The organism is Streptomyces sp. NPDC031111, from assembly GCF_055570675.1.
Window position 1 is genome coordinate 47,981 of the sequence record NZ_JBVIGS010000022.1, and the last position, 24,570, is coordinate 72,550.

Here is a 24,570-nt window from a genome sequence, read left to right on the forward strand (position 1 = left end):
TACTACGTGTCGCCAACCCCCTTCAACTCGCGCCCGGTGACCATCTCGGACTCGATCCGCACGAAGACGGCCTCCCGCAGAGGCATCCAGGATGTGGGGCCGGACCGCGTGAGCCGCTCGTGCTCGGCCGGATCGGTCACCACGGCGGCCCGGCCGGTGACGACCACGCTCCAGCCGGACCGCGTCGCCCCGTCGAACTCGTCCGCCTCGAACGCGACCACGACGCCGTCGATGGCGCGTACGAGGTCCGAGTCCGGTGAGGTGCGCAGCAGGACGGCGGTATCCGTGTCCAGGGAGAAGTTGATGGGGAGGACCGCGGGCAGTGCCTGCCGGGTGTAGACCACGCGGCCGACCGGCACCTCGGCCAGCAGGCGGAGGCACTCCTGCCGGTCGAGTGCGCGAAAGGCGTCGTTCTGGAACATCGGTCCATCGTCGCCGTGGCCGTCGTGTGGGGGTAGGGCCAACGGTCCCTACCCCACGCGATGCGGGACGGCCGGCGACACCGCGTTGCACGGGGCTGTGGGGGAGGGACGGCCGGGTCGGAACCCCGGGACCGTCTGTCCGCCGGTAGGGACTCATGGCCCATGCCTCCGGTGAGTCCCGATGCGGACAGTGATGACGGGACGCCGTTCCGCGGGCAAGGGGCTTGCGGTGCCCGTGCGATCCCGGTGGCGAAGTACCACCTTGGAGAGGAAAGGGGCGGACAACATGGTTGAACCGTTGAAGCCGAAGAGCGGCAGCTCGTCGTCCGGTGCACCGGTGTCCAGCCGGGCGTGGCTGATGCTGGCTCTGGCCACGGCCGGTTTCGCTGTGAACTTCTGGGCGTGGGCGCTGCTCAGCCCGCTCGGCCCGCGGTTCAAGGACAGCCTCGACCTGTCCTCGTTCGAGCAGTCGCTGCTGGTGGCCGTGCCGGTCGTGGTCGGCTCGCTGGGCCGCATCCCGGTCGGCGCGCTGACCGACCGGTTCGGCGGCCGGGTGATGTTCCCGATCGTCTCGGCGGCGAGCGTCGTGCCGGTGCTCTACCTCGGTCTGGCCGGGCACTCCTCCCTCGCCGCTCTGCTGGTCGGCGGATTCTTCCTCGGTATCGGCGGGACCGCGTTCGCCGTCGGCGTGCCGCTCGTCAACGCCTGGTTCCCGCCCGAGCGGCGCGGTCTTGCCATCGGCGTCTTCGGCGCCGGCATGGGCGGCACCGCCATCAGCGCCCTCACCACGGTGAAGCTGGTCGACGCGGGCAGCATGTCCACTCCGTTCCTGATCACCGCCGCCGTGCTGGCCGTGTACGCCGTGGCCGCCGCGCTGCTGCTGCGCGACGCACCAGGCCGCACCGTGCCGACCGAGCCGCTGGCCCGCCGGCTGGCCGCGACCGCCCGGCTGCCCATCACCTGGCAGGCGTCCGCGCTGTACGCGGTCGCGTTCGGCGGCTACGTCGCCTTCTCCGTCTACCTGCCCACCTACCTCAAGACCGGCTACGGCCTCACCCAGGCCGACGCCGCCAACCGCATGGCCGGATTCGTGCTGCTCGCGGTGGCGATGCGCCCGATGGGTGGCTGGCTGTCCGACCGGCTGGGCCCGGTCCGGGTACTGGCCGGCTCGCTGGCCGTGGTCGTCGCCGGAGCGGTCACGCAGTCCTTCACCCCGGCCCTGGCACCGCTGGGCACGATCGCCTTCCTGTCCATGGCCGCCGCGCTCGGCGCCGGCAGCGGCGCGACCTTCGCCCTCGTGGCGCTGCGCACTCCGGCGAACAAGGTCGGCTCGGTCACCGGCGTGGTCGGCGCCGCAGGCGGACTGGGCGGATTCCTGCCGCCGCTGGTGATGGGCTCGCTGTACGGCGAGTACGGGACGTACGCGGCCGGCCTGGCCCTGCTCGCGGTCGTGGCCGCCGCAGCGCTGGCCTACACCCTCACCGGTGTCCGCACCGCAGCCGAGGACGGCGAGTGGAACGAACGGAAGCAGCACACCGGCCGCCGGCACCGCACCGCGGGCACCACCGCGTAAGGGCGAGCCGGACGAGCACGACGGGTTCGAGGAACGACGGCTTCGAGGAAAGGGAGAGAAGACCGGTGTGCGAATACTGCGGTTGCCAGGCTCTGGAGACGATCGACGAACTGACCCAGGAGCACGAGAGGGTGGTCACCCTCATCAGCCTGGTACGGGACGCCCGGCGTGACGGCGCCATCGCCCGCATGGGAGAGCTCGCCCGCGAGATCACAGCCGTGCTGGGCCCGCACACCCAGGTGGAGGAGCATGGCCTGTTCCCGGCCCTGGCCGCCGAGTTCCCCGAGCAGATCGCCGCCCTGGCGGACGAGCACCGCCGCATCGAGGCGGTGCTGGCCGAGGCGAACGGGGCGTTCCTGTCCGACCCGAGCTGGCCCGATCGGCTGATGGACACGATGGCCATGCTGCGTGACCACATCCTCAAGGAGCAGGACGGCGTCTTCCCGGCCGCACTCGCCAACCTCAGCACCGAGCAGTGGGAAGCCGTCGAGGCCGTCCGCGCCACAGCGGCCAGTACCCCGTCCCGGCCGACCGCCTGAAAGCGGGCACCGCCGGTGTCCGGCGATCAGGCCCCCGCGCGTGCTGCGCCTGGCCGGCGGCGTGGACATCCTGACGGGGTTGCGTCCTTCAGGGCTGATGCTTGTCCGGAGTCTCTTCACAGGTGATTTCGTCACGCGGGGCGTAGCGCGTGTGGAACGGTTCCCGCTTCACTTCCCGGCCGTCGTCGTGGAAGACCCGCTCGACGGTGACGTCGAAGCCTTCGAGCGGGGTCTGCGGCACGCACTGCTCATCGGCGCTCACCCTCGTCTCCGGCTCCTGCACATTGGTGCGCGGCCCCTTGACCGACGTGATGGCGTCGTACTTCTTCGTGCCGAGGAAGCTGACGGTCACCGAGGTGTCGGTGGACTCGGCCTGGATGTAGACGGCCTTGCCGGAGTCGTTGGTGAACCTCAGATCCAGACTGCCCCAGGCGACCGTCGCCTCACGGCCCTCGGGGTAGCGCTCGATGTAGAACGAGTGGGCGCCGTACTGGACGGGCTTGACGCCCGCGAAGAACATCGCGTTGAAGACGGTCGTGGCCACGGCGGAGACGCCCCCGCCCGGTGCCTTCCGATACTGGTCGTCGTAGATCATGACGCCGTCGACGAAGCCGTTGGCCTCGGTGCGCTCGCCGACGGTCCGGTTGAAGCTCCAGGTTTCGTTCGGCATGACGACGGAGCCGTTGATGAGTTCCACGGCCCGGCCGACGTTCGTCGTGCGGTAGGCGGCCGGTTCGAACTCGACGGTGAACGAGGACATCTTCTCGGTCAGCCCCAGACGCGCCGCGTTCTCGCGGGTCACCTCCGGCTCGATCCGCCGCGTCTCCACCTCGCCGGTGCGGGCGGTGCCCGACTCGGTGAGCAGGGGCAGGACGGCCTTGCCCAGGGCCTTGTCGGTGACCTCCAGGCCGACCCTGGCGTCGGCGGCCACCACGACCCTGTCGCCCTCGAGCCCCAGCCGGGCGTTCCGGGGCGTGGTGGGAAGGCCGTTCAGGGCGTCGGCCACCACCGGCGCGGCACGCAGGCCCTTGCTGTCGACCTCCGGTGTGAGCCTGCCGTTGTCATCCGGCCGCATGGTCAGGTACTCGTCCAGGACGGCCGGTGTGAGCGTGAATTGCTTGCCGCCCGCGGTCAGCGTGACCGGTGCGGACATCGCCGGCTGCGCGAACTCGCGCACCGCCCGTCGCACCTCCTCCGCCGTGACCTTCGGCTCGGTCTTCCGTGCAGGCAGCACCGTGACCGAGTCCGCCGCGCCGCGCAGGAAGGGGGCGCGCAGTGAGTCGATCGAGGCGTCCACATCCAGTGCGTACCCGGTGCGCGGGGCGACCTGCTCGACACGGCCGTCGTCGAAGGAGACGGCGCCGTCGCGGACCTTCTGGTCGAGCGTCTTCGCCAGCTTCCCGAAGGCGGCACGGGCCTTGTCCTCGTCGGTCCGCACGACCGGCTCGATGGCAGTGCCCGAGCGGAACAGTCCGCTGATCACGCCGACCGGATCGGCGCCGGTGGACGCCGCCCGGTCGAGGGTTGCCGGGATGTCGAAGGTGAGCCCTGCCTGCCGGGGATCGATCGTGCCCCTGCGGTCGCCGACCTTCACGGCCAGCTTCCGTGGGCCGGCCGCTACCAGGTGCTGCTCCAGCTTCCGGCCGGCTTCCTCGCGGGTCAGGCCCCCGATGTCCACGCCGCGCACCGTCGTACCCGCCTCGATCTCACCGCCGGTGAGCAGCAACCCGGCGAGATACAGACCGCCGATGCCGACGGTCAGCGCACCGCCCGCCAGGGCGACGGGCGGGAGAGAGGGCATGCGGGGGACGGCGGGTATGCGGGGGCGCATGGGTCTCCTGAACGATCGTTGTAACGTGCACCCGATATCGCGGCACTGCGTGTGAGAGCAGTCGGTCAGGCTACGCACGCCCGGCGCCAAAGGGTATATCCAAGGTCACACGGGACGTTTTGGATCACCGGTCCGAGTGACGAGCTCAACGGTGCCGAGGTGCCCGCCGTACGGCGAGTGCGCTGGGTGGCCGCCCCCCCCCGACAGCGGAGAAGTGCCACGGACGGCTGATGGTGTCGGGCCGCCCAGCGGGGTGCGGCGACTGTTTGATGCGCGCCTGCGACTGGCCGCAGCCGCGTCACTCATATACCCCCCATGGGTATGCTGAGGTGCAGCCACAGGTACCCCCTGGGGACCCATCGAAGGGCCGTCCGTCGCCGGGAACCGGCGACGGACGGCCCTTTCATGAGGTGGGATGTGTGTCTGCCTTCACCCGGCCGCGTCGCGGGTCACCGCGGCCCTCCTGCCCTGCCGTCGTTCCGGTCGGGGGTGTCGCGCAGGGTGTCGGCGACGGCCCATGTCAGGCCGGCGGCGAGGGTGGTAGCGCCCCACAGGCCCCAGGCGGCTGCGGGCGCGTCGTCGGCCAGGAGCCCGGGGAGGGCGAGCACCGCAGCCACCGGCAGAGCGATCGCCAGGTACCTCGGCGCGCCGCCCACGAGGTGCACCCGGACGCCGCACACCGTGACGATCACGAGGCCGACGGCGATCAGAGACCAGGTCAGTGCGGTCATCACCGCTCACCTCCGGAGGGCGACTGCCGGACATCGACTTCGCAAGGGGTGATCGCAAGTGGGTTTACACCCCCTAGGGGTATGTGGAGCTCTGTATCGGCCGTGCCGCTATGTGTTCCGGGGGCTGTAGTGGTCCAGGAACATGTCGACTCCACTCGTGATGAGACGATCCGTCAGGTCCTCGTCGATGTGCGTGCCGTAGGAGCCGAAGACCATGTGGGGGAAGACCAGAAGGCCGTAGAACTGGATGATCGCCACCTGTAGGTCGGGGATCTCCAGGCGGCCCTGTTCGGCGAGGGCGCCCAGGGTGCCTGCGACCGCGGGGTGGTGGCTTTCCGTGCCGCGGTGTCTCCAGGCCTCGCCCAGCTCGGGGAAGCGGTGGAGTTCGGCGGCGACGAGGTTGCGCAGGGCGGTGACCTCGCGGTTGGTGCGCACGGCGTGCACCCAGGTGCGGGCCGCCTCGACAAGGGCGGCCCGCAGGTCCTCGGCGTCGGTCAGACCCTCCAGCGCGGCCGACGACTCACCGGCGAGCGGCTCGTCGAGTGCGCTCGTGATGACCGCCGTGAACAGGGCTTCCTTGCTGCCGAAGTGGTTGTAGACGGTCACCTTCGACACGCCGGCCTCGGCGGCGATGGTGTCCATTCCCACGCCGAAGCCGTCCCGCAGGAACAGCTCGCGGGCGGCCCGCACGATGGCCTGCCGCTTGAGCTCCGCCCGGGGTCCGCTGGGTGGCTGCTTGACGCTGTCCACGCTCATGACTCGACCCTAGCATCGACCTGAACTGTACGGTTGAGTTCATATGAACTGAACGGTACGGTTCAGGTGTGCCCACGGTCGAGCAAGGCCGTGCGCGAGAAAGGGGACCTCGTGCCTTCCGTGACTCATCCGGTGACCGTCTCGCCGGGGACCGCCGACCCGCCGGCCCGGCGATGGCTCACCCTCGCCGTCGTGAGCGTGAGCCTGTTGGTCGTCGGGCTCGACACCACCGTGCTGAACGTCGCCCTTCCGACCCTCGTCGGCGAACTCGGTGCCTCCACCAGCCAGTTGCAGTGGATCGTCGACAGCTATGCCCTGATGTCCGGCAGCCTGGTGTTGTTCTGCGGCAGCATGGCGGACAGGCTGGGCCGCAAATGGATCTTCATGGCGGGCCTGGCGCTGTTCACCGCGGCGTCCGTCGTCGCCGCCTACGCCGGTTCCGTCACCACACTCGTGCTCGCGCGCGGAGCCATGGGCGTCGGCGAAGCGTTGATCATGCCGGCCACGCTCGCCGTCATCGGGCACGTCTTCCCGCGTGGTGCCGAACGCACCAAGGCGATCGGCATCTGGTCGGCGGCGGTCGGCGTCGGGACGGTGATCGGGCCGATGGTCGGCGGCTGGATGCTGAGCCACTACTGGTGGGGATCGGTGTTCCTGATCAACCTCCCCATAGGCATCGCGGGCCTGGTCGCCGCCGCCCTGCTGGTGCCCGACTCCCGAGCTCCCGAGAGTGGGCGGCTGGACCCGGCCGGGGCGCTGCTGTCCGTCGTGGCCGTGGCGAGCGTGCTGTGGGCGGTCATCGAAGGGCCCGACCGCGGTTGGACGAGCGCTGCCGTGTCGGCCGCCTTCGTGGCGGGCGCGCTCCTGCTGATCGCCTTCCTCGCCTGGCAGCGCCGGGCCGCCTCCCCGATGCTGCCGCTGCGGATCTTCCGGCACCGCGCGCTGGCGGCCGGTGATCTGCTGGTCCTGCTGGGCGCGTTCGCGCTGATCGGCACGCTCTTCGTTGTCGTGCAGCACTTCCAGTTCGTGCTCGGATACAGCGCCGGGCAGACGGGGCTGCGGCTCGGTCCCGCCGCGCTCGCGCTGCTGGTCGCCGGTCCACTGGCGGGCGTGCTCGCGCCGCGCCTCGGCATGCGCACGGTGTCGGCCCTCGGTCTCGCCCTGCTCTCCGCATCCGCCGCGGTGCTCGCCACCACTGAGGCGACGGACGGCTATGACCGGGCCCTTGTGGCGATGCTGCTGCTGGGGGCAGGCGCCGGATTCGTCATCACGGCAACCAGCGACGCCATCGTCGGCTCGCTGCCCGAAGCCGACCTCGGTGTGGGCTCGGCCACCAACAGTGCCGCCATCCAACTCGGCGCGGCGACCGGAGTCGCGGTCATGGGCAGCCTGCTGTCCGACCGCTACCGCGGCGGACTCGACGCCACCCCCGCTCCTGAGGGGCTCCTCGAATCCGCCAAGGAGTCCCTGGGCAGCGCGCTCGCCCTCGCCGAACGCCTGCCCGGCGAGGCCGGATCCGCGTTCGCCGAAGCCGCCCGCCGCGCGTTCGTCGACGGCATGGGACCGGCGATGTTCGCCGGGGCCGGTGTCACCGCGGCGGGCGTACTCCTCGCCCTTCTCCTCGCGCCGTCCCGGGGCGCGGACCCGACGGCGACAACGCACTCGAAGGACTCGCCATGACCCACTCCGCAGCCGGTGCCCCGCACACGGCGGAACACTCTCCCCACCCGACCACCGACCCGCGCCGCTGGGCGGCCCTCGCACTGATCTGCGTGGCTCAGTTCATGCTGATCCTCGACGTCACCGTCGTGAACGTCGCCCTGCCCGACATGGCAGCCGACCTCGACTTGGGCCGGGAGACCCTGACCTGGGTGGTCACCGCCTACACCCTCTGCTTCGGAGGGCTGATGCTGCTCGGCGGCCGACTCGCCGACGCCCTCGGCGCCCGCCGCACCCTGCTCGCCGGACTCGCGCTCTTCACCGCCGCCTCGCTGGCCACCGGTCTGGCGGACAACGCCTCGACGCTGCTCGGCGGCCGGATCGGCCAGGGCGTCGGCGCGGCCCTGCTGTCACCGGCCGCGCTGTCCATCGTCACCACCACCTTCCACGGTGCCGAACGCACCAAGGCGCTCGGCGTCTGGGCGGCCATCGGCGGGACCGGCTCCGCGGCGGGTGTGCTCCTCGGCGGAGCCTTGACCGAGGGACCCGGCTGGCAGTGGGTGTTCCACCTCAACGTGCCCGTGGGGCTGCTCCTGCTGATCGCCCTGCCCGCCCTCGTCCCGGCCCGCGCGCCGCAACCCGCACGGCTCGACGTCCCCGGCGCGCTGCTCGTCACCACGGGCACCGCCGCACTGATCTACGGCCTGGTCGAAGCGGGCGACACCGGCTGGACGGACGCCTCCACCCTGCTGCCGCTCTTCGGCGCGGCGGCGGCGTACGCGGCCTTCGTGGCCGTCGAGCGAGCGGCGCGGGCCCCACTGATGGATCTGCGGATGTTCACCCGGCGGCCGGTGCTCGCGGGGGCCTTCCTGATGCTGATCGCCACGGCCCTGTTGATCGCGTACTTCTTCCTCGGGTCCGTATACCTCCAGCACCTCCGTGGCTTCAGCCCGTTGAGGACCGGGCTGGTGTTTCTGCCCGTGGCCGTGGCGACCGGTGTCGGCGCCCATCTCGGGTCCCGGCTCGTCGGCCGGATCGGCAGCCGCCCGACCGCCGTGGCCGGCATGGCCGTCGCCGCCGCCGGAACCGTCCCGCTGACCCGGCTGTCGGAGAGCGGCAGCGTGTACGCCGGGCTTCTGCCGGGCTTCGTGATCGCCTCCCTCGGTCTCGGCGCGGTCTTCGTCACCGCCACGACCACCGCCCTGGCCATGGTTGACCACCGGGAGGCGGGGCTCGCCTCCGGGGTCGTCAACACCTTCCACGAGGTGGGTGGCTCGATCGGCGTCGCCGTCGTCTCCACCGTCGCGGCATCAGGCTTCGAGCGAGGCACGGTGGGCGGCTTCGCCGACGCGTTCACCCTGTGCGCGGTGACGGCAGCCGCCGGCGCCGTCATCGCCCTGGGCCTCGTACCGCGAGGCAAACCACAGCCGACCGGTGGACCGCACGTGCACTGACGGAGCCCAGTGGGCGCGCCCGGGCGGCAAGCGGTGTGTGAAGGAAATCGGCCAGCGGGCGGCGCGGGCGGGGGCGCCGCCCGCGCAGGTCTTGCGAGCCGGAGCCGATCCGGAGCCGATCCGGAGTTCGTGAGATGGGAGGCCGTGGCCTGGAGCAACGCCGCCGCCGTCAGCCTGACGACGGGGTGACCGACAGCCTGGCGCAACAGCTCCGTCCGCCGGGTCACTTGGTCTCTCCACCGACGAGCTCGCAGCCGGCCTCGTCGACCGCGGCGGCGACGGCGGCGGAACCGAACCGGGCCGGCTGCGCCGGCCCGGTTCGAACACCAGCGGTACGACGCTAGCGGCCGATCTTGTCCAGCTCGGAGAGGTCCTCCTCGGAAAGGGGGAGTCCCGCGCCCGCGACGTTCTCGCGCAGGTGCGTCACCGACGACGTGCCGGGGATCAGCAGGATGTTCGGTGACCGCCGCAGCAGCCAGGCCAGGGCGACCGACATCGGGGTCGCGTCCAGCCGTGCGGCGACGGCCGTGAGCGTCGCGGACTGGAGTGGGCTGAAGCCGCCGAGCGGAAAGAAGGGCACGTAGGCGATGCCCTGCTCGGCGAGTTCGTCGATCAGCTCGTCGTCCTGGCGGTGGGCGAGGTTGTACATGTTCTGCACGCACACGATCGGTGCGATCGCCTGTGCCTCGGTGACCTGTTCCGGCGTCGCGTTGCTCACGCCGAGGTGCCGGATCAGGCCCTGCCTCTGGAGTCCGGCGAGCGTCTCGAAGGCCTCGGCGAGCGAGCCGGGCCGGGGGCCCTGGGCGTCGCCGAGCCGGAGGTTGACCACGTCCAGCGTGTCGACACCGAGGTTCTCCAGGTTCTCCTCGACGGCCCGGCGCAGGTCTTCGGGCCGCCGGGCCGGGGGCCAGCCTCCCCGCTCGTCCCGGGTCGCGCCGACCTTGGTCACGACGTGCAGTGAGTCGGGGTAGGGGTGTAGCGCCTCGCGGATCAACTGGTTGGTGACGTGCGGCCCGTAGGCGTCGGCGGTGTCGATGTGGGTGATGCCGAGCCCGACGGCCTCGCGGAGGACGGCGAGTGCTCCGTCGCGGTCGGCGGGCGGGCCCATGACCCCGGGGCCGGCGAGCTGCATGGCGCCGTAGCCGAACCGGGTGACGGTCAGGTCGCCCAGGGCCCAGGTGCCGCCGGGAAGCGAGGCGGAGGGGGTGCTCGTGCTCATACCGTGCCTTTCGTATCGCGCCAGATCGTGGTCTCTGTTGGCGCCTTGCACCACTATTGGTGTGCAGCTTTCGGACGGGAAGTAGGCACTTCGGAGTGCGTAGGGCACCCGCGGGTGAGAGGAGCGGTGGATGGCGACGAAGACGGCGACCCAGCGGAGGGCGGAGGCCAAGGCGGAGTACGACGCCTTCCTGGCGGCCTGCCCCAGCCGCAAGCTGCTCGACCGGATCTCCGACAAATGGGTCGCGCTGATCCTCTCCGCGCTCGGCGGCAGCGCGCACGAGCCGGGCACCGACTGCTCCGGCGAGCCCCGGTCGATGCGCTACTCGGAGCTGCTGCGTCTGCTGGCCGGCGTCAGTCAGAAGATGCTCACCCAGACGCTGCGCTCCCTGGAGCGCGACGGCCTGGTGTCCCGCACCGTGACACCGACCGTGCCCGTCACGGTCTCCTACGAGCTGACCGAACTCGGCCTGTCACTCCGCGAATTGATGCGCGGCCTCAAGGCCTGGGCCGAGCTGAACATGGACGATGTGCTCGCCCACCGCGAGACCTACGACAGCCGCGCCGCAGGAGAGAGCGGTACCTGACGACGTCCGTTCTGCGGCTGTCGCGCCTCGGTCAGGCGCGGGGCCGCGGCACCGTGGCCAGTTCGGCCCACACGATCCGTCCGGTCCGGCCCGGAGCGCGGGTGACCGCCCAGTCGCTGCTCAGGGTGTCGACCAGAAGCAGGCCGCGGCCGCTCTGGTCGTCCGGGCCCGGGCGGCGGAGCATGGGCAGCTCCGTGCCGCGGGCCTGGTCCTCGACCTCGATGCGGAACCGGTCCCCCAGCACACGCAGTCGGCAGACGATCCGGTCGCCGGCCGCGTGGGTGAGCGCGTTGGTGACGAGCTCCGAGGCCACGAGGACAGCGTTGTCGCACACCTCGTCGGCGACGCCCCGCGCGCGGAGCAGCTCGCGCACGCCGGCACGGGCGGTACGGACGGAGGCGGGGGTCGCCGGCAGGTCGAGCGTGCGGGTCCTCGTCCGGGTCGCGGCCTCGGAGGGCCCGGAGGCGAGACGGCCGGGGCCGTCCGGCTGGGGGAGTGGAGCCGCTGGATCGCCTCCGGGCGGTCTGGGGGAGAGCTCGTGCCCGGCAGGGTGCAGTGGCCTGGATAAGGGAAGCCGAGCCATCGCCTGGGCCTTTCTTCTACCTGCGCATGGGGGGTTCCGTCATGCACCGGCCGTGGTCGATCGGCCGGTCCGACACGGCCCTTCAGCGGGCCGGGGGGACGGTGCGACCACTCTGGCACCTGTCAACGGCGGCTCGCAACCGGCAAGTTGAAAATTGCAATCGGCTACGTGCATGCTGCTTCCGCCGACGAGTGATCGAAGGTGTCCGTGCCGGGCGATCGCATGAGACGGTGAGCCCGGAACACCGGATGCGAGGGGGCAGGACGTGACCGCGGAGACCGACTGGGGCGGTGCCCCCTCCGTCCTGCGCATGATCCTCGGCCGACAGCTCGAGGAGTTACGGACCCGGGCCGGTCTCACCTACGAGGAGGCGGGCGCGGCCATCGGCGTCAGCCACTCCACGATCCGCCGGATGGAGGCCGCCAAGGTGGCCCGGCTCCGGCTGGCCGACACCGAGAAGCTGCTCCGCGTCTACGGAGTGACGGACCAGCAGGAGATCGACACCTTCCTGAAGTCGGCCCGTGAAGCCAACAAGCGGGGCTGGTGGCACACCTACCGCGATGTCATGCCGGACTGGTTCGCCGCCTATCTGAGCCTGGAACAGGCGGCCCTGCACATCCGCGCCTACCAGAGCCAGACCGTCCACGGACTGCTCCAGACGGAGGCGTACGCCCGCGCGCTGCTGGGCGCCGCCAACCCGCACGCCCCGGCCGGGGCGACCGAGCGGCGGGTCGCCCTGCGGATGCGCCGCCAGGAACTGCTGCGGCGCGAGACCCCACCGCGGGTCTGGGTCGTGATGGACGAGACGGTGCTCCGCTGGCCGGTCGGCGGCCCGGACGTGATGCGCGCCCAGATCGACCACCTCATCGAACTGCACCGACTGCCCCAGGTCACCCTCCAGATCATGCCGTTCGCCAACGGCCCGCACCCGGCCATGCGCGCCGGATCCTTCCAGCTCTTCCGCTTCCGGGCCCGTGAACTGCCCGACGTCGTCTACCTCAACGGCCTGGTCGGCGCCGTCTACCTGGACAAGGGCGACGACGTCGTGGTGTACCGCGAGGCCCTCGACCGGGTCGGCGCCCAGGCGACACCCACGACCAGGACCGAGGCCGTCCTCGACCGCATCCGCAAGGACCTCTGAACGGCGCCGCCGCCCCCAACACGCCCCAGATCCACGACTCCAAGGAGACACCAAGGTGCCCGAGACCGGATGGTCGGCCGACCGCATCGACACCGAGAACGCGCACTCCGCGCGGATCTACGACTACATCCTCGGCGGCAAGGACTACTACCCGGCGGACCAGGAGGCCGGCGACGCCATGGCCCGTGAGTGGCCCGCCCTGCCCGTCCACATGCGTGCCAACCGGGACTGGATGAACCGGGCGGTCCGCTGGCTCGTCGAGGAAGCGGGGATGCGCCAGTTCCTCGACATCGGCACCGGCATACCCACCTCCCCGAACCTCCACGAGATCGCCCAGTCCGTGGCCCCCGAGTCTCGCGTGGTCTACGTCGACAACGACCCCATCGTCCTCACCCTCTCCCAGGGACTCCTGGCCAGCACGCCCGAGGGAAGGACGTCGTACATCGAGGCCGACTTCCGCGACCCGGCGAGCATCCTGGACGCCCCCGAACTGCGGGAGACCCTCGACCTGGACCGGCCGGTGGCCCTGACGGTCATCGCCATCGTGCACTTCGTCCTCGACGAGGACGACGCGGTCGGCATCGTCCGGCGGCTGCTGGAGCCGCTTCCCGCGGGCAGCCACCTCGCCATGACGATCGGCACGGCGGAGTTCGCACCCGAGGAGGTGGGGCGGGTGGCCCGCGAGTACGCGGCCCGCAACATGCCGATGCGGCTGCGCACCATCGACGAGGCCCACGAGTTCTTCGAGGGCCTCGACCTGGTCGAGCCGGGCATCGTCCAGGTCCACAAGTGGCACCCGGACGGCACCGGCGAACAGGGCATCCGTGACGAGGACATCGCGATGTACGGAGCGGTCGCCCGCAAGCCGTAGCGTCACGCGTCCGGACCGGGGTGCCCGTACGGACCGCGGGCCCCGCGCCGTCACGAACCCGCGCGGAACTCGTCGGCCGTCATCCGCCACACGACCTCGATGCCGATCTCCCCGGGCGCCGTCGGCCCCTCGGGCGTCGGGCGGCGTTCGACCTCCGTGAGTCCGGCGCGGCGGGCCACGCCGGCGCTCGCCGGGTTGGCGGCGTCGTGCCGGATCTCGATATGACTCACCCCGTCCAGCCGGAAGCCCTGCCGGACCAGCGCCGAGACGGTCATGGTGGCCAGCCCGCGCCCGGTCCGGCGGGGGTGCAGCCAGTAGCCGATGTCCAGTCCGCCCGGACCGATGCGCCGGTAGAGGCCGCAGCTGCCGACCAGCGCGCCGTCCGACGTGATCCCGTAGGCGTAGGCCTGCCCGCTCTCCCACTGCTCCTGGTTCCGTTCGAGGAACTCGGCCAGCTCCTCCCGGCTCGGCGGGTCGGACGCCCAGGGCATCCACGGCAGCAGATGGTCCAGCGACTCGCGGATCACCCGTTCCAGGGCGTCGAGATCGCCCGTACGCCAGCGGCGCAGCACGACCCGGTCGAAGGGGAGGACGTCGGCAGGCTCTCGCATGATCAGATGTTCTCCCGGGCCACCGTCCCCACGTCAACCGACTATCGCCTCCCGGGCGGGGGACGCGCGGTGGACCGGGCCGTCCGTCGCCGACAGCCGGCCGCCGAGGCCGCCGTGCCGCAGGAGCAGTATCTCGGAGGCGATGGACAGTGCCGTCTCCGCCGGACCGGCACCGCCCAGGTCGAGCCCGGCCGGCGAACTGAGCCGCGTCAGTTGTTCCCGCCGCAGTCCCGTGGCCGACAGGGACGCCCTGCGTCGCTCCACGCTGCGCCGGGAGCCCAGGGCCCCGACATAGGCCAGGTCCATCCGCAACGCGGCCTCGAGCAGGGGAACGTCGAACTTCGGGTCGTGGGTGAGCGACACGACCACGGTTCCGCTGTCGGTCCGCCCCGCCGCCGCCTCGGACGCCAGATGGCGATGGGGCCAGTCCACGACGACCTCGTCGGCGTCCGGGAAACGCTCGGGCGTGGTGAACACCGGTCGCGCGTCGCACACCGTGACCCGGAAGCCGAGCAGCGCGCCCTGGCGGGCGAGGGCCGAGGCGAACTCGTTGGATCCGTAGACCAGCATGCGGGGCGGGGGCGCCAGGCAGTTGACGAACACCCGGGGGCCGCTCGCGGGGTCGCCGTCGGCGGACTCGGTACGGACCGTGCCGGAGCGCCCCCGCGCGAGCAGGCCCCGGGCCGCACGGGCCGTGCTCGCGTCGAGGGCGGGGTCCCCCGTACTCCCGCTCGTGCCTCCCTCCCAGCACACCAGGTGCGCCCCGGCGCGTACGGGCCCGCCACCCTCTACGACCGTCGCCACGGCGGCGGCGCCCCCGGCCCGCAGCTGCCGCAGGAGGACGCCCAGTTCGGGGAAGGACTCCCGGTCGACGCGCTCGACGAACACCTCGATGGTGCCGCCGCAGGTCAGGCCGACCGCTTCGGCGTCGTGGTCGCTCACTCCGTAGCGTTCCAGCACCGGATCGCCGTCCTCGACGGCCTGCTGTGCCAGGTCGTACACGGCACCTTCCACACAGCCGCCCGACACGCTGCCGATGACGGTCCCGTCCGGAGGGCAGATCATGACGGCTCCCGGCCGGCGGGGCGCCGAGCCGTACGTCGACACCACCGTGGCGAGCCCGCAGGGTGTGCCCGCCTCCCAGAGGCCGTGGAGACGCTCCCACTGGGCGTTCGTCACGCTTCCCCACCCCTGATGATCTTGTCCTGGGTGATGGGCAGGTCGCGGACGCGGCGGCCGGTGGCGTGGTGGACGGCGTTGCCGATGGCGGCGGTCATCCCGGTCATCGGTGTCTCCCCGAACCCGCGCGCGCCGAGGGAGTCGCGGTTGGCCGGGTCCTCCTTGTCCACGAAGCCGATGTGGATCTCGGGGATGTCGGCGTTGACGGGCACCAGGTAGCCCGACAGGTTCGGGTTGACGATCCGTCCCTGGTACGGGTCGACCATGGTGTGCTCGGACAGGGTGAAGCCGACCGCCCACACCGCGCCGCCGATCGCCTGGCTGCGCAGCGTCCTGCGGTTGAGCACCGTGCCGGCGTCGAAGACGCCGTGCATGCGGGTGACGCGTACCTGGCCGAGCCGAGGGTCGACGCGTACCTCGGCGAAGACCGCCCCGGTGGAGTAGCCGGGCGGAATGACAACGGGTTCGGCCGTCGCCTCGACGGGCTCGCCGTGCCGGGTGACGACCGAGCGGACGCTGTCACGGAGCCTGGGCCGGCTGGTGTCGTACAGGAACCCGCTCTCGACGGTGATCCGGTCGGCCGGGAGGCCGTGGAGCGGGGAGCGCGGGTCCGCGACGGCGATGTCGATCAGGGCCCCGCGGGCCGCGCCGCAGGCCCGGTTGACGGCGGCGCCGACACCGGGGGCGGTGGCGGACGCGGCGGAGGCGAAGGCGAACGGGAAGTCGGTGTCCCCGAGTTGGAACTCGACGTCGTCCAGCTCCAGCCCCAGGCTCTGCGCGGCCACTTGGGACATCACCGTGTAGGTACCGGTTCCGATGTCATGGGTGGCGACCTGGACCACTGCCCTTCCGTCGGCGGAGAGCACGACCCGGGCGCCGGCTCCCGGGCGGCCGCCGGCCGTGTGCGCCGCGGTCGCCATGCCCCAGCCGATCAGGGTGTCGCCGTCGCGCATCGACCCGGGGCGCGGATCGCGCCTGCTCCAGCCGAATGCGGCGGCACCGCGCCGGTAGCACTCCTTCAGGTGCTTGCTGCCGAAAGAAGCGCCGTTGTCCGGGTTGACCGTGGCGTAATTGCGCAGCCGCAGCTCGATGGGGTCCATGCCCAGTTCGTAGCTCAGTTCGTCGAGAGCCGTTTCCAGGCCGTGGGAGGCGACGACCTCGGGTGAGCGCATATTGCTCGGCGCGGGCAGGTGGAGCTTCACCGCCTGCTGGGCGACATGGACGTTGGGGCAGGCGTACAGCATGCGGGTGGGTTCGCTGGTGTTGAACAGCAACTCCTCGGTGCGGCTGACCTGGGAGGTGGTGACGTGGTCGATGGCCGTGAGCGTGCCGTCCCGCTTGGCTCCGATCACGAACCGCTGATGGGCCTCGGGGCGGTGGCCGTTGTTGGTGTAGGTCTGGGCACGGGAGAGCACCAGTTTGACCGGACGTCGAAGCTCGCGGGCGATGGCAGCGGTGATCAGGGTGTGCGGCCACACCGGGCCCTTCGCTCCAAAACCTCCGCCCAGGAACGGGGACAGCACGCGGATGTTGTCGCGAGCCACGCCGAGCGCCTCGGAGAGGCTGAGCCGGGTGGCGTTGATGCCCTGGGCGGTCTCGTGCACCGTCAGCTTCGCGCCGTCCCAGACGGCGGTCGTCGCCGACGGCTCGATGGGATTGTGGTGGTGCATGGGAGTGGTGTAGCTGACGTCGATACGGACGTCGGCCTGGGCCAGCCCGGCCTCGGGGTCCCCTCGGGTGATCTCGTTGGCACCCTCCAGACCCGTCTCCGGCACGAACGCCTCGTCCATGGCGTCGGAGAGGGAGGCCTGGGGTGTGCGCGCCTCATAGGAGACGTCGACGAGTGAGGCGGCGTGCTGGGCCTGCTCCAGCGTCTCGGCCACCACATAGGCCACGGGCTGGCCGTGGTGGTGGATGTCCGCGTCTTGCAGGGGGACGACACGTTTCCAGTACGCCGCGCCGACCGAGGTGGGTACGGCGATCCGGGGCATGTTCCGGTGGGTGAAGACGGCGACCGCACCGGGCGAACGCTCGGCGTCCCGGGTGTCGATGCCGGTGACGCGCCCGTGGGCGACGGTGCTGAGTACGAGGAAGCCGTGCAGGGCGCCACGGACCTGAGTGTCCGCAGTGTAGGTGGCCGCGCCGGTGACCTTGGCGCGTCCGTCCACCCGGGCTATGGGGCTGCCGACGATCGGGCTCATTTCCGGCCTCCGAGGTCCTCGAGGATGTCGGCCAGGGCACGCTGCACCAGCTCTACCTTGAACGCGTTGTGCTCGCGCGGCCGCGCGCCCTCCACCAAGGCCCGGCCGGCCGCCGCGATGGTGGATGAGTTCAGCCGGTGACCGCGCAGGGCCTCCTCGGCCCCGGGCGAGCACCACGGCCGGGTGGCGATGCCGCCGAAGGCGAGCCGGACACCGGTGACCACCCCGCGCTCCTGGGTGAGGGCGGCGGCCACGGAGACCACGGCGAACTCGAATGTGGCGCGGTCGCGCAGCTTGAGGTAGCGCGAGCGGGCCGCAATGCGGCTCTCGGGTATCTCGACGCCGGTGATGAGTTCGCCGTGCCGCAGCGCGGTCTCCTGGTGCGGGGTGGAGCCGGGCAGCCGGTGGAAGTCCCCGATGGGGATGGACCGGCGGCCGTCCGGGCCGAGGGTGAGCACCGTGGCGTCCAGGGCGCTCAGGGAGACGGCCAGATCGGACGGGTGGACGGCGATGCAGTGGTCGCTGCCGCCGTGGATGGCGTGCCAGCGGTTCTGTCCGTCGAGGGCGGGGCAGCCGCTGCCGGGCTCGCGCTTGTTGCACGGGCTGCCGGCATCCCGGTAGTACCAGCAGCGGGTCCGCTGCATGAGATTCCCGCCGATGGTGGCCCTGTTGCGGATCTGCGGGGAGGCGGAAGCCAGCAGCGCTTCGGAGACGACGGGGAACCGCTCACGGACCACGGGGTGTTCGGCGACCTCACCCATCCGGGCCATCGCCCCGATCCGCAGTCGGCCCCTGCTCACACCGATGTCCGACAGGTCCAGTCCGTTCACGTCCACGACGAGGTCCGGGGCGAGGACGCCGTCCTTCATGAGATTGGTCAGTTCGGTCCCGCCACCGATGAACGCGCCGCCGGGGTGGCCCGCGACCAGGTCGACGGCGTCGGAGACACGTGACGCCCGTGCGTAGTCGAAGAGCTTCACTGGTTGGTTCCCTTCGCCGCGTCGCGCACCGCTTCGACGATGTTCGGATAGCAGCCGCACCGGCACAGGTTGCCGCTCATCCAGTCGCGGATCTCGGCGTCCGAGCCCGCGTGGCCCTCCTGGATGCAGGCGACGGCCGACATGATCTGCCCGGAGGTGCAGAACCCGCACTGGAAGGCGTCACGCCGGATGAACGCCGCCTGGACGGGGTGCAGTTCGTCCCCATCGGCCAGACCCTCGACCGTGGTGATGTCCCGGCCGTCCTCCATGACGGCGAGTGTCATGCACGACTTGACCCGCTCGCCCTCGATGAGGACGGTGCAGGCGCCGCACTCGCCGCGGTCGCAGCCCTTCTTCGGCCCTGTCACACCCAGACGCTCACGCAGTGCGTCGAGCAGGGTGACGCGGGCTTCGACCGTGAGGTGCCGCCGGACTCCGTTGACGCGGAGTGTCACGTCGGCCCTCGGGGCCGGGGACGGCGGGGTGATGTCCGCGCCCGCGGGTCGGGCGAGCGCCGGCGGAGCGATGCCGCCCGACGCGGCCACGGCGGCACCGACGGCGCCGGCCTTGAGCACGTTGCGCCGACTGTGCTGGTCGGTTGGGGGGTCGTCATGATGGGACACGGTGAGTGTCTCCTCGTGAGTAGGTGAGGGCGGGTCTGTGTGGTCCATGGCTCCGACCGCTGGTGCGGGCCCGGTCAGCGCTCGCTGATCTCGACCCGGAGGATGCGGTCGTCGCCCGCGCGTGGTTCGGTGCCGCCCCAGGTGGCGCGGTCGGTGTTGGAGGTGACGAGCCACAGGGCTCCGTCGGGGGCGACCTCGACGGTGCGGATGCGGCCGTAGTCGCCCTCGAAGTGGGCGATCGGGTCGGCGGTGGCGGCCTCGCCGGCGACGGGGAGCTGCCAGAGCCGCTGACCCCCGAGGGCGCCGATCCACAGCGACCCCTCGGCATGGGCGACCCCGGAGGGGCTGGCGTCGTCCGGGTGGATCACCGCGATCGGCTCCTCGCCCCTCGACCCCTCCGTGCCCTCGGTGTCCGGCCACCCGTAGTCGGCGCCGGCCCGGAGCACGTTGACCTCGTCCCAGGTGCGGTGCCCGAGTTCGGACGCGTACGCGGTGCCGTCCGGCCCGAACGCGATGCCCTGCACGTTGCGGTGACCGCTGGAGTAGACCGGCGAATCCCCCGGGTTGTCCTCGGGTACGGAGCCGTCCACCGCGATGCGCAGGATCTTGCCGTTGAGGGAGTCGTCGTCCGCCGCGTTCTCGGGTTCGAAGGCGTCGCCGGTGCCGATCCAGAGGTGGCCGTCCGGTCCGATCTCGATCCGGCCGCCGTGGTGGCGGTCGGCGGTCCGGATGCCGTCGAGCAGCACCCGCTCGATGTCGAGGGAGCCGTAGTCCTCCGCGATCGTGAGGGCCACGACGCGGTTCTCCCGCCCTCCGGACACCGAGGCGTAGACCGTGCGGTCGTCCGCGAAGCCGGGCGAGGCGGCGATGCCGAGCAACCCTCCCTCCGAGGTCGCGTTCACACCGGGTACGACACCGACCGTCCGTGCCCGTCCGCCGTCGGCGGGGACGCGCAGGATCTCGCCCGTGATCCGTTCGGATACGAGTGCCGATCCGTCGGGCAGGAAGGTCAGTCCCCAGGGCGCGTCGAGTCCGGTGGTCAGCTCGGTGGGCTCACCGGGCGTCGCGACCTGGCCCCCGCCGGACGGGGCAGCGGTCGTCGGCAGCGATGCCGTCGGCCGCCGCGGCTCGTCGGACGATCCGGTGCAGCCGCTCGCCAGCAGGCCGAGACACAGGATGCCGCTCGCCAGGCTCACGGCCGTCGCGCGGGCCCGCGGGACGACGTTCATCGCTTCGGCTCCGGTGTCCGGGCGCGGCCCCGTCGCCGCACGATCAGCACGGTTGCCATCTCCGTCCCCCCTCCTTCCGCCGTCCCTCTCTCAGGCCATTCCGCCGTTGACGTGGAGCACCTGGCCGTTCACCCAGCGCGCGGGGCCGGCGAGGAAGGCCACGGCCTCCGCGATGTCCTCCGGGGCGCCCAGCCGCTGCATCGGATTGGCCTGGGCGATCTGATCGACCGTCTCCTGGCTCTTCCCGGCCAGGAACAGCGGCGTCGCCGTCGGGCCGGGAGCGACGGCGTTGACCGTGATGTTCCGGCCCCGCAGCTCGCGGGCGAGGATGAGGGTCAGGGCCTCGACCGCGCCCTTGGACGCGGCGTAGGCGCCGTAGCCCGGGAACTGGAGTCGCGTCACCGAGGTGGAGAAGTTGATGATCGCCCCGCCCTCGCGGACGCGCCGCGCGGCGAGCTGGTCGACGACGAACGTGCCGCGCACGTTGGTGCGCTGGACGCGGTCGAAGGTCTCCAGGTCCATGTCGGCGATGGGGGAGAGCGGCATGATGCCCGCGGTGTGCACGACGACGTCGACTCCGCCGAACTCCCGCTCCGCGGTGTCGAAGACGGCGGTCATCGCCGTCTCGTCCGCGACGTCCCCGCCCGCGGCGACGGCTCGGACGCCGGCGCGGGTGAGCGCGGTCGCCGTCTCCTCGGCGCGGTCCTTGGCACCCGCGTAGTGCACGAGAATCGAGAAACCGTCCGCTGCCAGGCGCTCGACGGCCATCTTGCCCATGCCGCCGGAGCCGCCGGTGACGACCGCGACGCGACCTGTGGTGTGTGCCATGGCCCGGACCTCCGTATGATTGATATGGACGAGCTGTCCACTAATTACGGTACACAGAAATGTACAACCAGTCCACAAAGGAGGTTGGTCATGGCGGAGAACACGGCCACACGCCGGGGGCGAGGCCGCCGACCGGCCGCGGAGGTGCGCGCCGCCGTACTCGAGGCGGCGGGCCGCATCCTGCTGAGGGACGGCCTGCGAGCCGTCACGTTCGACCGCGTCGCGACGGAAGCCGGGTCCAGCAAGATGACCCTCTACAAGTGGTGGCCGTCGCCCGGCGCCCTCGCGGCCGAGGCGTACTTCGCGCAGAGCAGGCCGGTCCTGAGCTTCGCCGACACCGGTGATCTGCGCGCCGATCTGATCGCCCAGCTCGGCTCGTTCATCCGCTGGATGACGGACGAGGGTGTGACACACCCCGTGCTCGAGCTCATCGGTGCCGCCCAGATGGACCCGGACCTCGCCCGCGCCTGGTCCGAGAGCTACGCCCAGCCCCGCCGCGAACTCGCCCGCGTCCGTCTGCGCACCGCTCAGCAGCAGGGGCAGCTGCGGGAGGACGCCGACCTCGACATCATCGTCGACCACCTGTGGGGCGCCTGCTACCACCGGCTCCTCGTGCTGAAGGTCCCCCTCGACGACTCACTCGCCGAGCGCCTCGTCGACCAGGCGCTCCGCGGCGTCGCGCCGTGAGGCGCCCGAGTCCTTCCGGTACCGGGAGCGCTGCTCGGGCGCACCGGCCGCGGCGCGGGCGTACCGGCGCGCAAGGAGCGCGAAGGCGTCCTTGAGCTCCGGTGGGCCGACGACCTCGATGCCGGCGTCGAACCGGCCGACGGCGGCGGCCAGGGCGGGCCACGACCAGGAGCCGAGGACGAGCCGGCAGCGGTCCGGCCCGAGTTCCTCGACGACGGCGTCGTGGGCGTGGCGGGAGACCGCGGCGGCGGGCAGGTCCAGGATCACCTCGCCTCGGCAGGGCCACTCGCCCGTACCGTCCGCGCCCCGGAACCTGCCGGTGACGAAGGCGGCCACGTCGCCTCCGGGCAGTTCGCGCGGAGTGAAGCGGGGACCCGTCGGCGTGCGCGGAGTGATCCGGTCGGCGCGGAAGATACGCCAGTCGGCGCGGTCGAGGTCGAAGGCGACGAGGTACCAGCGTCCGCCCCGGCTGACGAGATGGTGCGGCTCCACCCGGCGCGGCGGGCCGGCGTCGACCGCGGAGCCGTAGTCGAAGCGCAGCACCTCACGGGCGTGGACGGCGGCGCCCAGCGTCATGAGGAGCGCGCCGTCGACGGCCGGACGGGGCGCGTCGGGGGACGGCTCGACAGCGTCGACCCGCAGGGTGTCGACGCGATGGCGCAGCCGCGCGGGCATGACCTGCCGGACGGTGGCCAGCGCGCGGGCCGCGTCCTCCCGGATGCCGGCACCCGTCGCGGCGGCGGTCCGCAGGGCGACGGCGAGGGCGACGGCCTGCCCGTCGTCGAACAGCAGCGGCGGCAGCCGGGTGCCGGCGTCCAGCCGGTATCCGCCGTCCGGGCCCTTGAACGCCGCGACGGGATAGCCGAGTTCACGCAACCGGTCGACGTCGCGGCGCACGGTCCGCGGGCTCACGCCCAGCCGCTCGGCCAGCAGCGCCCCCGGCCAGTCACGGCGCGCCTGGAGCAGCGAGAGCAGGGACAGCAGTCGGGCGGAAGTCTTCGGCATGACATCGATGCTGCCCCGGGAAGAGGACACATCCTGACCGCTTCCCCTGCGACGGTTCTCCCGTGTCCGACCACGACGACCAGAAGGACCCGATCTCCGTGACAGCCACCACCACGCCCCGGCCCGCCCTCGACGCCGAGCGGGCCGACCTGCTCGACGCGCTCGCGACCGCGCGGGCCTCCCTGACCACCACCGTGCGCGGACTCGACGACGAACAGGCCGCCGCGCGCCCCACGGCGAGCGCGCTGTGCCTGGGCGGACTGATCAAGCACGTCGCGTCCATCGAGGAGGCGTGGATGGCGTTCGTCACCGAGGGCCCCTCGGCGATGCGCCACGACCTGCCCGACGGCGTCACCTGGGCCGACCTCGCGGCCGGCACCGCACGCGAGTTCCCGCAGTGGGCCATCGACCACCAGAACAACTTCCGGATGCTGCCCGGCGACACCCTGGACGGCATCCTCGCCCGCTACGAGCGGGTCGCCGCCCGCAGCGAGGAGATCGTCGCCTCCGTACCCGACCTGTCGGCGACGCACCCCCTGCCCGAGGCGCCCTGGTTCGAGCCGGGTGCCGTGCGCAGCGTGCGCCGGGTGCTGGCACACCTCGTCGCCGAGACCGCGCAGCACGCGGGCCACGCCGACATCCTGCGGGAGACGCTCGACGGACAGACGTCCACCTGACCGTCACCGCACACACCGGACCGGACGGACGGACGACCTCCGTCCGTCCGGTCCGCCACCCCGAATCCGCTACCGAAGAGAACCCATGACCCCGCTCACCACCCGGGCGCTCAACCGTGCGACGCTGGCCCGGCAGTCGCTGCTCGACCGCGCCCGCACACCGGTCCTGGACGCCATCGGCCACCTGTGCGGCCTCCAGGCGCAGGAACCCCAGGAGCCGTTCGTCGGGCTCTGGTCGCGGCTGGCGGCCTTCGACCCGGCCGCGCTCTCGGACCTGCTGCGGGAGCGGCGCGTCGTCCGGGCCCACCTCATGCGCCGCACCGTCCATCTCGTCACCGCCTCCGACGCCCTCGCCTGGCGTGCCCGCCACGACGCCATGCTGCGCCAACGGGTCCTCGGCGTGTACCGCCGCGAGCTCGCCGGAGTGGACCTGGACGAGCTCGCCGCCGCGGGCCGGGCGGTGCTCGCCGAGGGCGTGCCGCGCTCCATGGGTGAACTGGGGCGCGCGGTCGCCGGGCGCTGGCCGGAGCCGACGCCGCGGGCCCTGGGCGAGATGCTGGTCGGCGCGCTCCTGCCGGTGGTGCAACTGCCGCCCCGAGGACTGTGGCGGACGACGGCGGGGGCGCGCTACGAGCTGCTGGCGTCCTGGCTGGGCCGCGACATCGACCCACTGCCCGAGGACGCCTCCGACCCGGTGGGCCGGACACTGGTACGCCGCTACCTCGCCGCGTTCGGCCCCGCCGCCTCGGCCGACCTGCGCGCCTGGTGCGGCCTGGCCGGGCTGCCGGCCGCCGTCGCCGCCGTACGGGAGGAACTGGTCTCCTTCCGCGACGAGCGGGGACGGCACCTCCTGGACCTTCCCGACGCGCCGCGCCCCGACCCCGACACACCGGCCCCCGTGCGGTTCCTGCCGGCCTTCGACAACGCGATCCTCGGCTACCACGACCGGAGCCGGATTATCGATGACGCCCACCGCGGCCTGTCGGTCGCCGGCGAGCGCGTCGTCCTGGTCGACGGCCGGGTCGCCGCCACCTGGACCGTCGCCGACGGAGCCATGACGGTCACGCCGCTGCGCCGGCTGTCCCGGGCGGACCGGACCGATGTCGCGGAGGAAGGGCGGGCGATGGCCGCCTTCCTCTCCGGCGACGGCGGTCCCCGCGTACGGATCACCGACTGACCGCACCC

General features: G+C 72.0%; 24 protein-coding genes. 10 read left to right on the forward strand and 14 right to left on the reverse strand.

Annotated features, from left to right (window positions below):
• Positions 1–2: 2 nt before the first annotated feature.
• Positions 3–422 (reverse strand): pyridoxamine 5'-phosphate oxidase family protein, encoded by a 420-nt coding sequence (locus ACZ470_RS33805; protein WP_468433507.1) that lies wholly within the window; start codon positions 420–422, stop codon positions 3–5.
• Between the two features lie 358 nt (positions 423–780).
• Between ACZ470_RS33805 and ACZ470_RS33810 the strand changes: the two genes are divergently transcribed.
• Positions 781–1,995, forward strand: coding sequence for a nitrate/nitrite transporter (locus ACZ470_RS33810; protein ID WP_468433624.1), 1,215 nt, complete (start codon positions 781–783; stop codon positions 1,993–1,995).
• 65 nt (positions 1,996–2,060) lie between these two features.
• A complete protein-coding gene (locus ACZ470_RS33815) occupies positions 2,061–2,534 on the forward strand; it encodes a hemerythrin domain-containing protein (RefSeq protein ID WP_468433509.1) in 474 nt (157 codons plus the stop codon).
• An 88-nt stretch (positions 2,535–2,622) separates the two neighbouring features.
• On the opposite strand, the gene ACZ470_RS33820 is transcribed toward ACZ470_RS33815, so the two are convergent.
• The 3 genes from ACZ470_RS33820 to ACZ470_RS33830 all read right to left on the reverse strand — a co-directional run bounded on the left by ACZ470_RS33820 (position 2,623) and on the right by ACZ470_RS33830 (position 5,852).
• On the reverse strand, positions 2,623–4,365 hold the full coding sequence (locus tag ACZ470_RS33820) for a VanW family protein (protein ID WP_468433511.1): 1,743 nt from the start codon (positions 4,363–4,365) through the stop codon (positions 2,623–2,625).
• A 449-nt stretch (positions 4,366–4,814) separates the two neighbouring features.
• Positions 4,815–5,096 carry a hypothetical protein gene (locus ACZ470_RS33825; protein ID WP_468433513.1) on the reverse strand — a complete coding sequence of 94 codons (282 nt, stop codon included), beginning with the start codon at positions 5,094–5,096 and terminating at the stop codon, positions 4,815–4,817.
• Between the two features lie 108 nt (positions 5,097–5,204).
• Positions 5,205–5,852, reverse strand: a complete 648-nt coding sequence (locus tag ACZ470_RS33830) for a TetR/AcrR family transcriptional regulator (protein WP_468433515.1) — start codon at positions 5,850–5,852, stop codon at positions 5,205–5,207.
• Positions 5,853–5,963: 111 nt separating this feature from the next.
• Between ACZ470_RS33830 and ACZ470_RS33835 the strand changes: the two genes are divergently transcribed.
• Together ACZ470_RS33835 and ACZ470_RS33840 are read left to right on the forward strand one after the other, a co-directional pair.
• A complete protein-coding gene (locus ACZ470_RS33835; RefSeq protein ID WP_468433517.1) occupies positions 5,964–7,532 on the forward strand; it encodes a DHA2 family efflux MFS transporter permease subunit in 1,569 nt (522 codons plus the stop codon).
• A complete protein-coding gene (locus tag ACZ470_RS33840; protein ID WP_468433518.1) occupies positions 7,529–8,965 on the forward strand; it encodes an MFS transporter in 1,437 nt (478 codons plus the stop codon). The genes ACZ470_RS33835 and ACZ470_RS33840 overlap by 4 nt, the downstream gene beginning before the upstream one ends.
• Positions 8,966–9,305: 340 nt before the next feature.
• On the opposite strand, the gene ACZ470_RS33845 is transcribed toward ACZ470_RS33840, so the two are convergent.
• Positions 9,306–10,184 (reverse strand): aldo/keto reductase family oxidoreductase, encoded by an 879-nt coding sequence (locus ACZ470_RS33845; RefSeq protein ID WP_468433520.1) that lies wholly within the window; start codon positions 10,182–10,184, stop codon positions 9,306–9,308.
• A gap of 130 nt (positions 10,185–10,314) precedes the next feature.
• On the opposite strand from ACZ470_RS33845, the gene ACZ470_RS33850 reads away from it, so the two are divergent.
• The gene (locus ACZ470_RS33850; protein WP_468433522.1) at positions 10,315–10,770 is read left to right on the forward strand and encodes a winged helix-turn-helix transcriptional regulator; all 456 of its coding nucleotides are present in this window, start codon (positions 10,315–10,317) and stop codon (positions 10,768–10,770) included.
• Positions 10,771–10,801: 31 nt separating this feature from the next.
• Here ACZ470_RS33850 and ACZ470_RS33855 read toward each other — a convergent pair whose 3' ends face one another.
• Positions 10,802–11,353 (reverse strand): ATP-binding protein, encoded by a 552-nt coding sequence (locus tag ACZ470_RS33855; protein WP_468433524.1) that lies wholly within the window; start codon positions 11,351–11,353, stop codon positions 10,802–10,804.
• A 265-nt stretch (positions 11,354–11,618) separates the two neighbouring features.
• Between ACZ470_RS33855 and ACZ470_RS33860 the strand changes: the two genes are divergently transcribed.
• Both ACZ470_RS33860 and ACZ470_RS33865 read left to right on the forward strand, forming a co-directional pair.
• Positions 11,619–12,494 (forward strand): helix-turn-helix domain-containing protein, encoded by an 876-nt coding sequence (locus tag ACZ470_RS33860; RefSeq protein ID WP_468433526.1) that lies wholly within the window; start codon positions 11,619–11,621, stop codon positions 12,492–12,494.
• A 55-nt stretch (positions 12,495–12,549) separates the two neighbouring features.
• Complete coding sequence (locus tag ACZ470_RS33865; RefSeq protein ID WP_468433528.1) at positions 12,550–13,365, forward strand: SAM-dependent methyltransferase; 816 nt, start codon at positions 12,550–12,552, stop codon at positions 13,363–13,365.
• 50 nt (positions 13,366–13,415) lie between these two features.
• On the opposite strand, the gene ACZ470_RS33870 is transcribed toward ACZ470_RS33865, so the two are convergent.
• The 7 genes from ACZ470_RS33870 to ACZ470_RS33900 form a co-directional block, all read right to left on the reverse strand.
• Complete coding sequence (locus ACZ470_RS33870; protein WP_468433529.1) at positions 13,416–13,976, reverse strand: GNAT family N-acetyltransferase; 561 nt, start codon at positions 13,974–13,976, stop codon at positions 13,416–13,418.
• Positions 13,977–14,009: 33 nt separating this feature from the next.
• Complete coding sequence (locus ACZ470_RS33875; RefSeq protein WP_468433531.1) at positions 14,010–15,155, reverse strand: XdhC family protein; 1,146 nt, start codon at positions 15,153–15,155, stop codon at positions 14,010–14,012.
• Positions 15,152–17,356 carry a xanthine dehydrogenase family protein molybdopterin-binding subunit gene (locus tag ACZ470_RS33880; RefSeq protein ID WP_468433533.1) on the reverse strand — a complete coding sequence of 735 codons (2,205 nt, stop codon included), beginning with the start codon at positions 17,354–17,356 and terminating at the stop codon, positions 15,152–15,154. Before ACZ470_RS33880 ends, ACZ470_RS33875 begins: the two co-directional genes overlap by 4 nt.
• Positions 17,353–18,336 carry an FAD binding domain-containing protein gene (locus ACZ470_RS33885; protein ID WP_468433534.1) on the reverse strand — a complete coding sequence of 328 codons (984 nt, stop codon included), beginning with the start codon at positions 18,334–18,336 and terminating at the stop codon, positions 17,353–17,355. Before ACZ470_RS33885 ends, ACZ470_RS33880 begins: the two co-directional genes overlap by 4 nt.
• Positions 18,333–18,959 (reverse strand): (2Fe-2S)-binding protein, encoded by a 627-nt coding sequence (locus ACZ470_RS33890; protein ID WP_468433536.1) that lies wholly within the window; start codon positions 18,957–18,959, stop codon positions 18,333–18,335. Before ACZ470_RS33890 ends, ACZ470_RS33885 begins: the two co-directional genes overlap by 4 nt.
• A gap of 74 nt (positions 18,960–19,033) precedes the next feature.
• Entirely contained in the window at positions 19,034–20,188 is a 1,155-nt protein-coding gene (locus ACZ470_RS33895; protein WP_468433537.1) for a PQQ-dependent sugar dehydrogenase, read from the reverse strand.
• Between the two features lie 90 nt (positions 20,189–20,278).
• On the reverse strand, positions 20,279–21,016 hold the full coding sequence (locus ACZ470_RS33900) for an SDR family oxidoreductase (RefSeq protein ID WP_468433539.1): 738 nt from the start codon (positions 21,014–21,016) through the stop codon (positions 20,279–20,281).
• A gap of 90 nt (positions 21,017–21,106) precedes the next feature.
• Here ACZ470_RS33900 and ACZ470_RS33905 point away from each other — a divergent pair, with 90 nt between their 5' ends.
• Positions 21,107–21,703 (forward strand): TetR/AcrR family transcriptional regulator C-terminal ligand-binding domain-containing protein, encoded by a 597-nt coding sequence (locus ACZ470_RS33905; protein ID WP_468433541.1) that lies wholly within the window; start codon positions 21,107–21,109, stop codon positions 21,701–21,703.
• On the opposite strand, the gene ACZ470_RS33910 is transcribed toward ACZ470_RS33905, so the two are convergent.
• On the reverse strand, positions 21,653–22,708 hold the full coding sequence (locus tag ACZ470_RS33910; protein WP_468433542.1) for a helix-turn-helix transcriptional regulator: 1,056 nt from the start codon (positions 22,706–22,708) through the stop codon (positions 21,653–21,655). The two genes, ACZ470_RS33905 and ACZ470_RS33910, sit on opposite strands and share 51 nt — an antisense overlap.
• A gap of 98 nt (positions 22,709–22,806) precedes the next feature.
• Between ACZ470_RS33910 and ACZ470_RS33915 the strand changes: the two genes are divergently transcribed.
• Both ACZ470_RS33915 and ACZ470_RS33920 read left to right on the forward strand, forming a co-directional pair.
• On the forward strand, positions 22,807–23,385 hold the full coding sequence (locus ACZ470_RS33915) for a DinB family protein (RefSeq protein ID WP_468433626.1): 579 nt from the start codon (positions 22,807–22,809) through the stop codon (positions 23,383–23,385).
• An 85-nt stretch (positions 23,386–23,470) separates the two neighbouring features.
• On the forward strand, positions 23,471–24,562 hold the full coding sequence (locus ACZ470_RS33920; protein WP_468433544.1) for a winged helix DNA-binding domain-containing protein: 1,092 nt from the start codon (positions 23,471–23,473) through the stop codon (positions 24,560–24,562).
• Positions 24,563–24,570 lie beyond the last annotated feature (8 nt).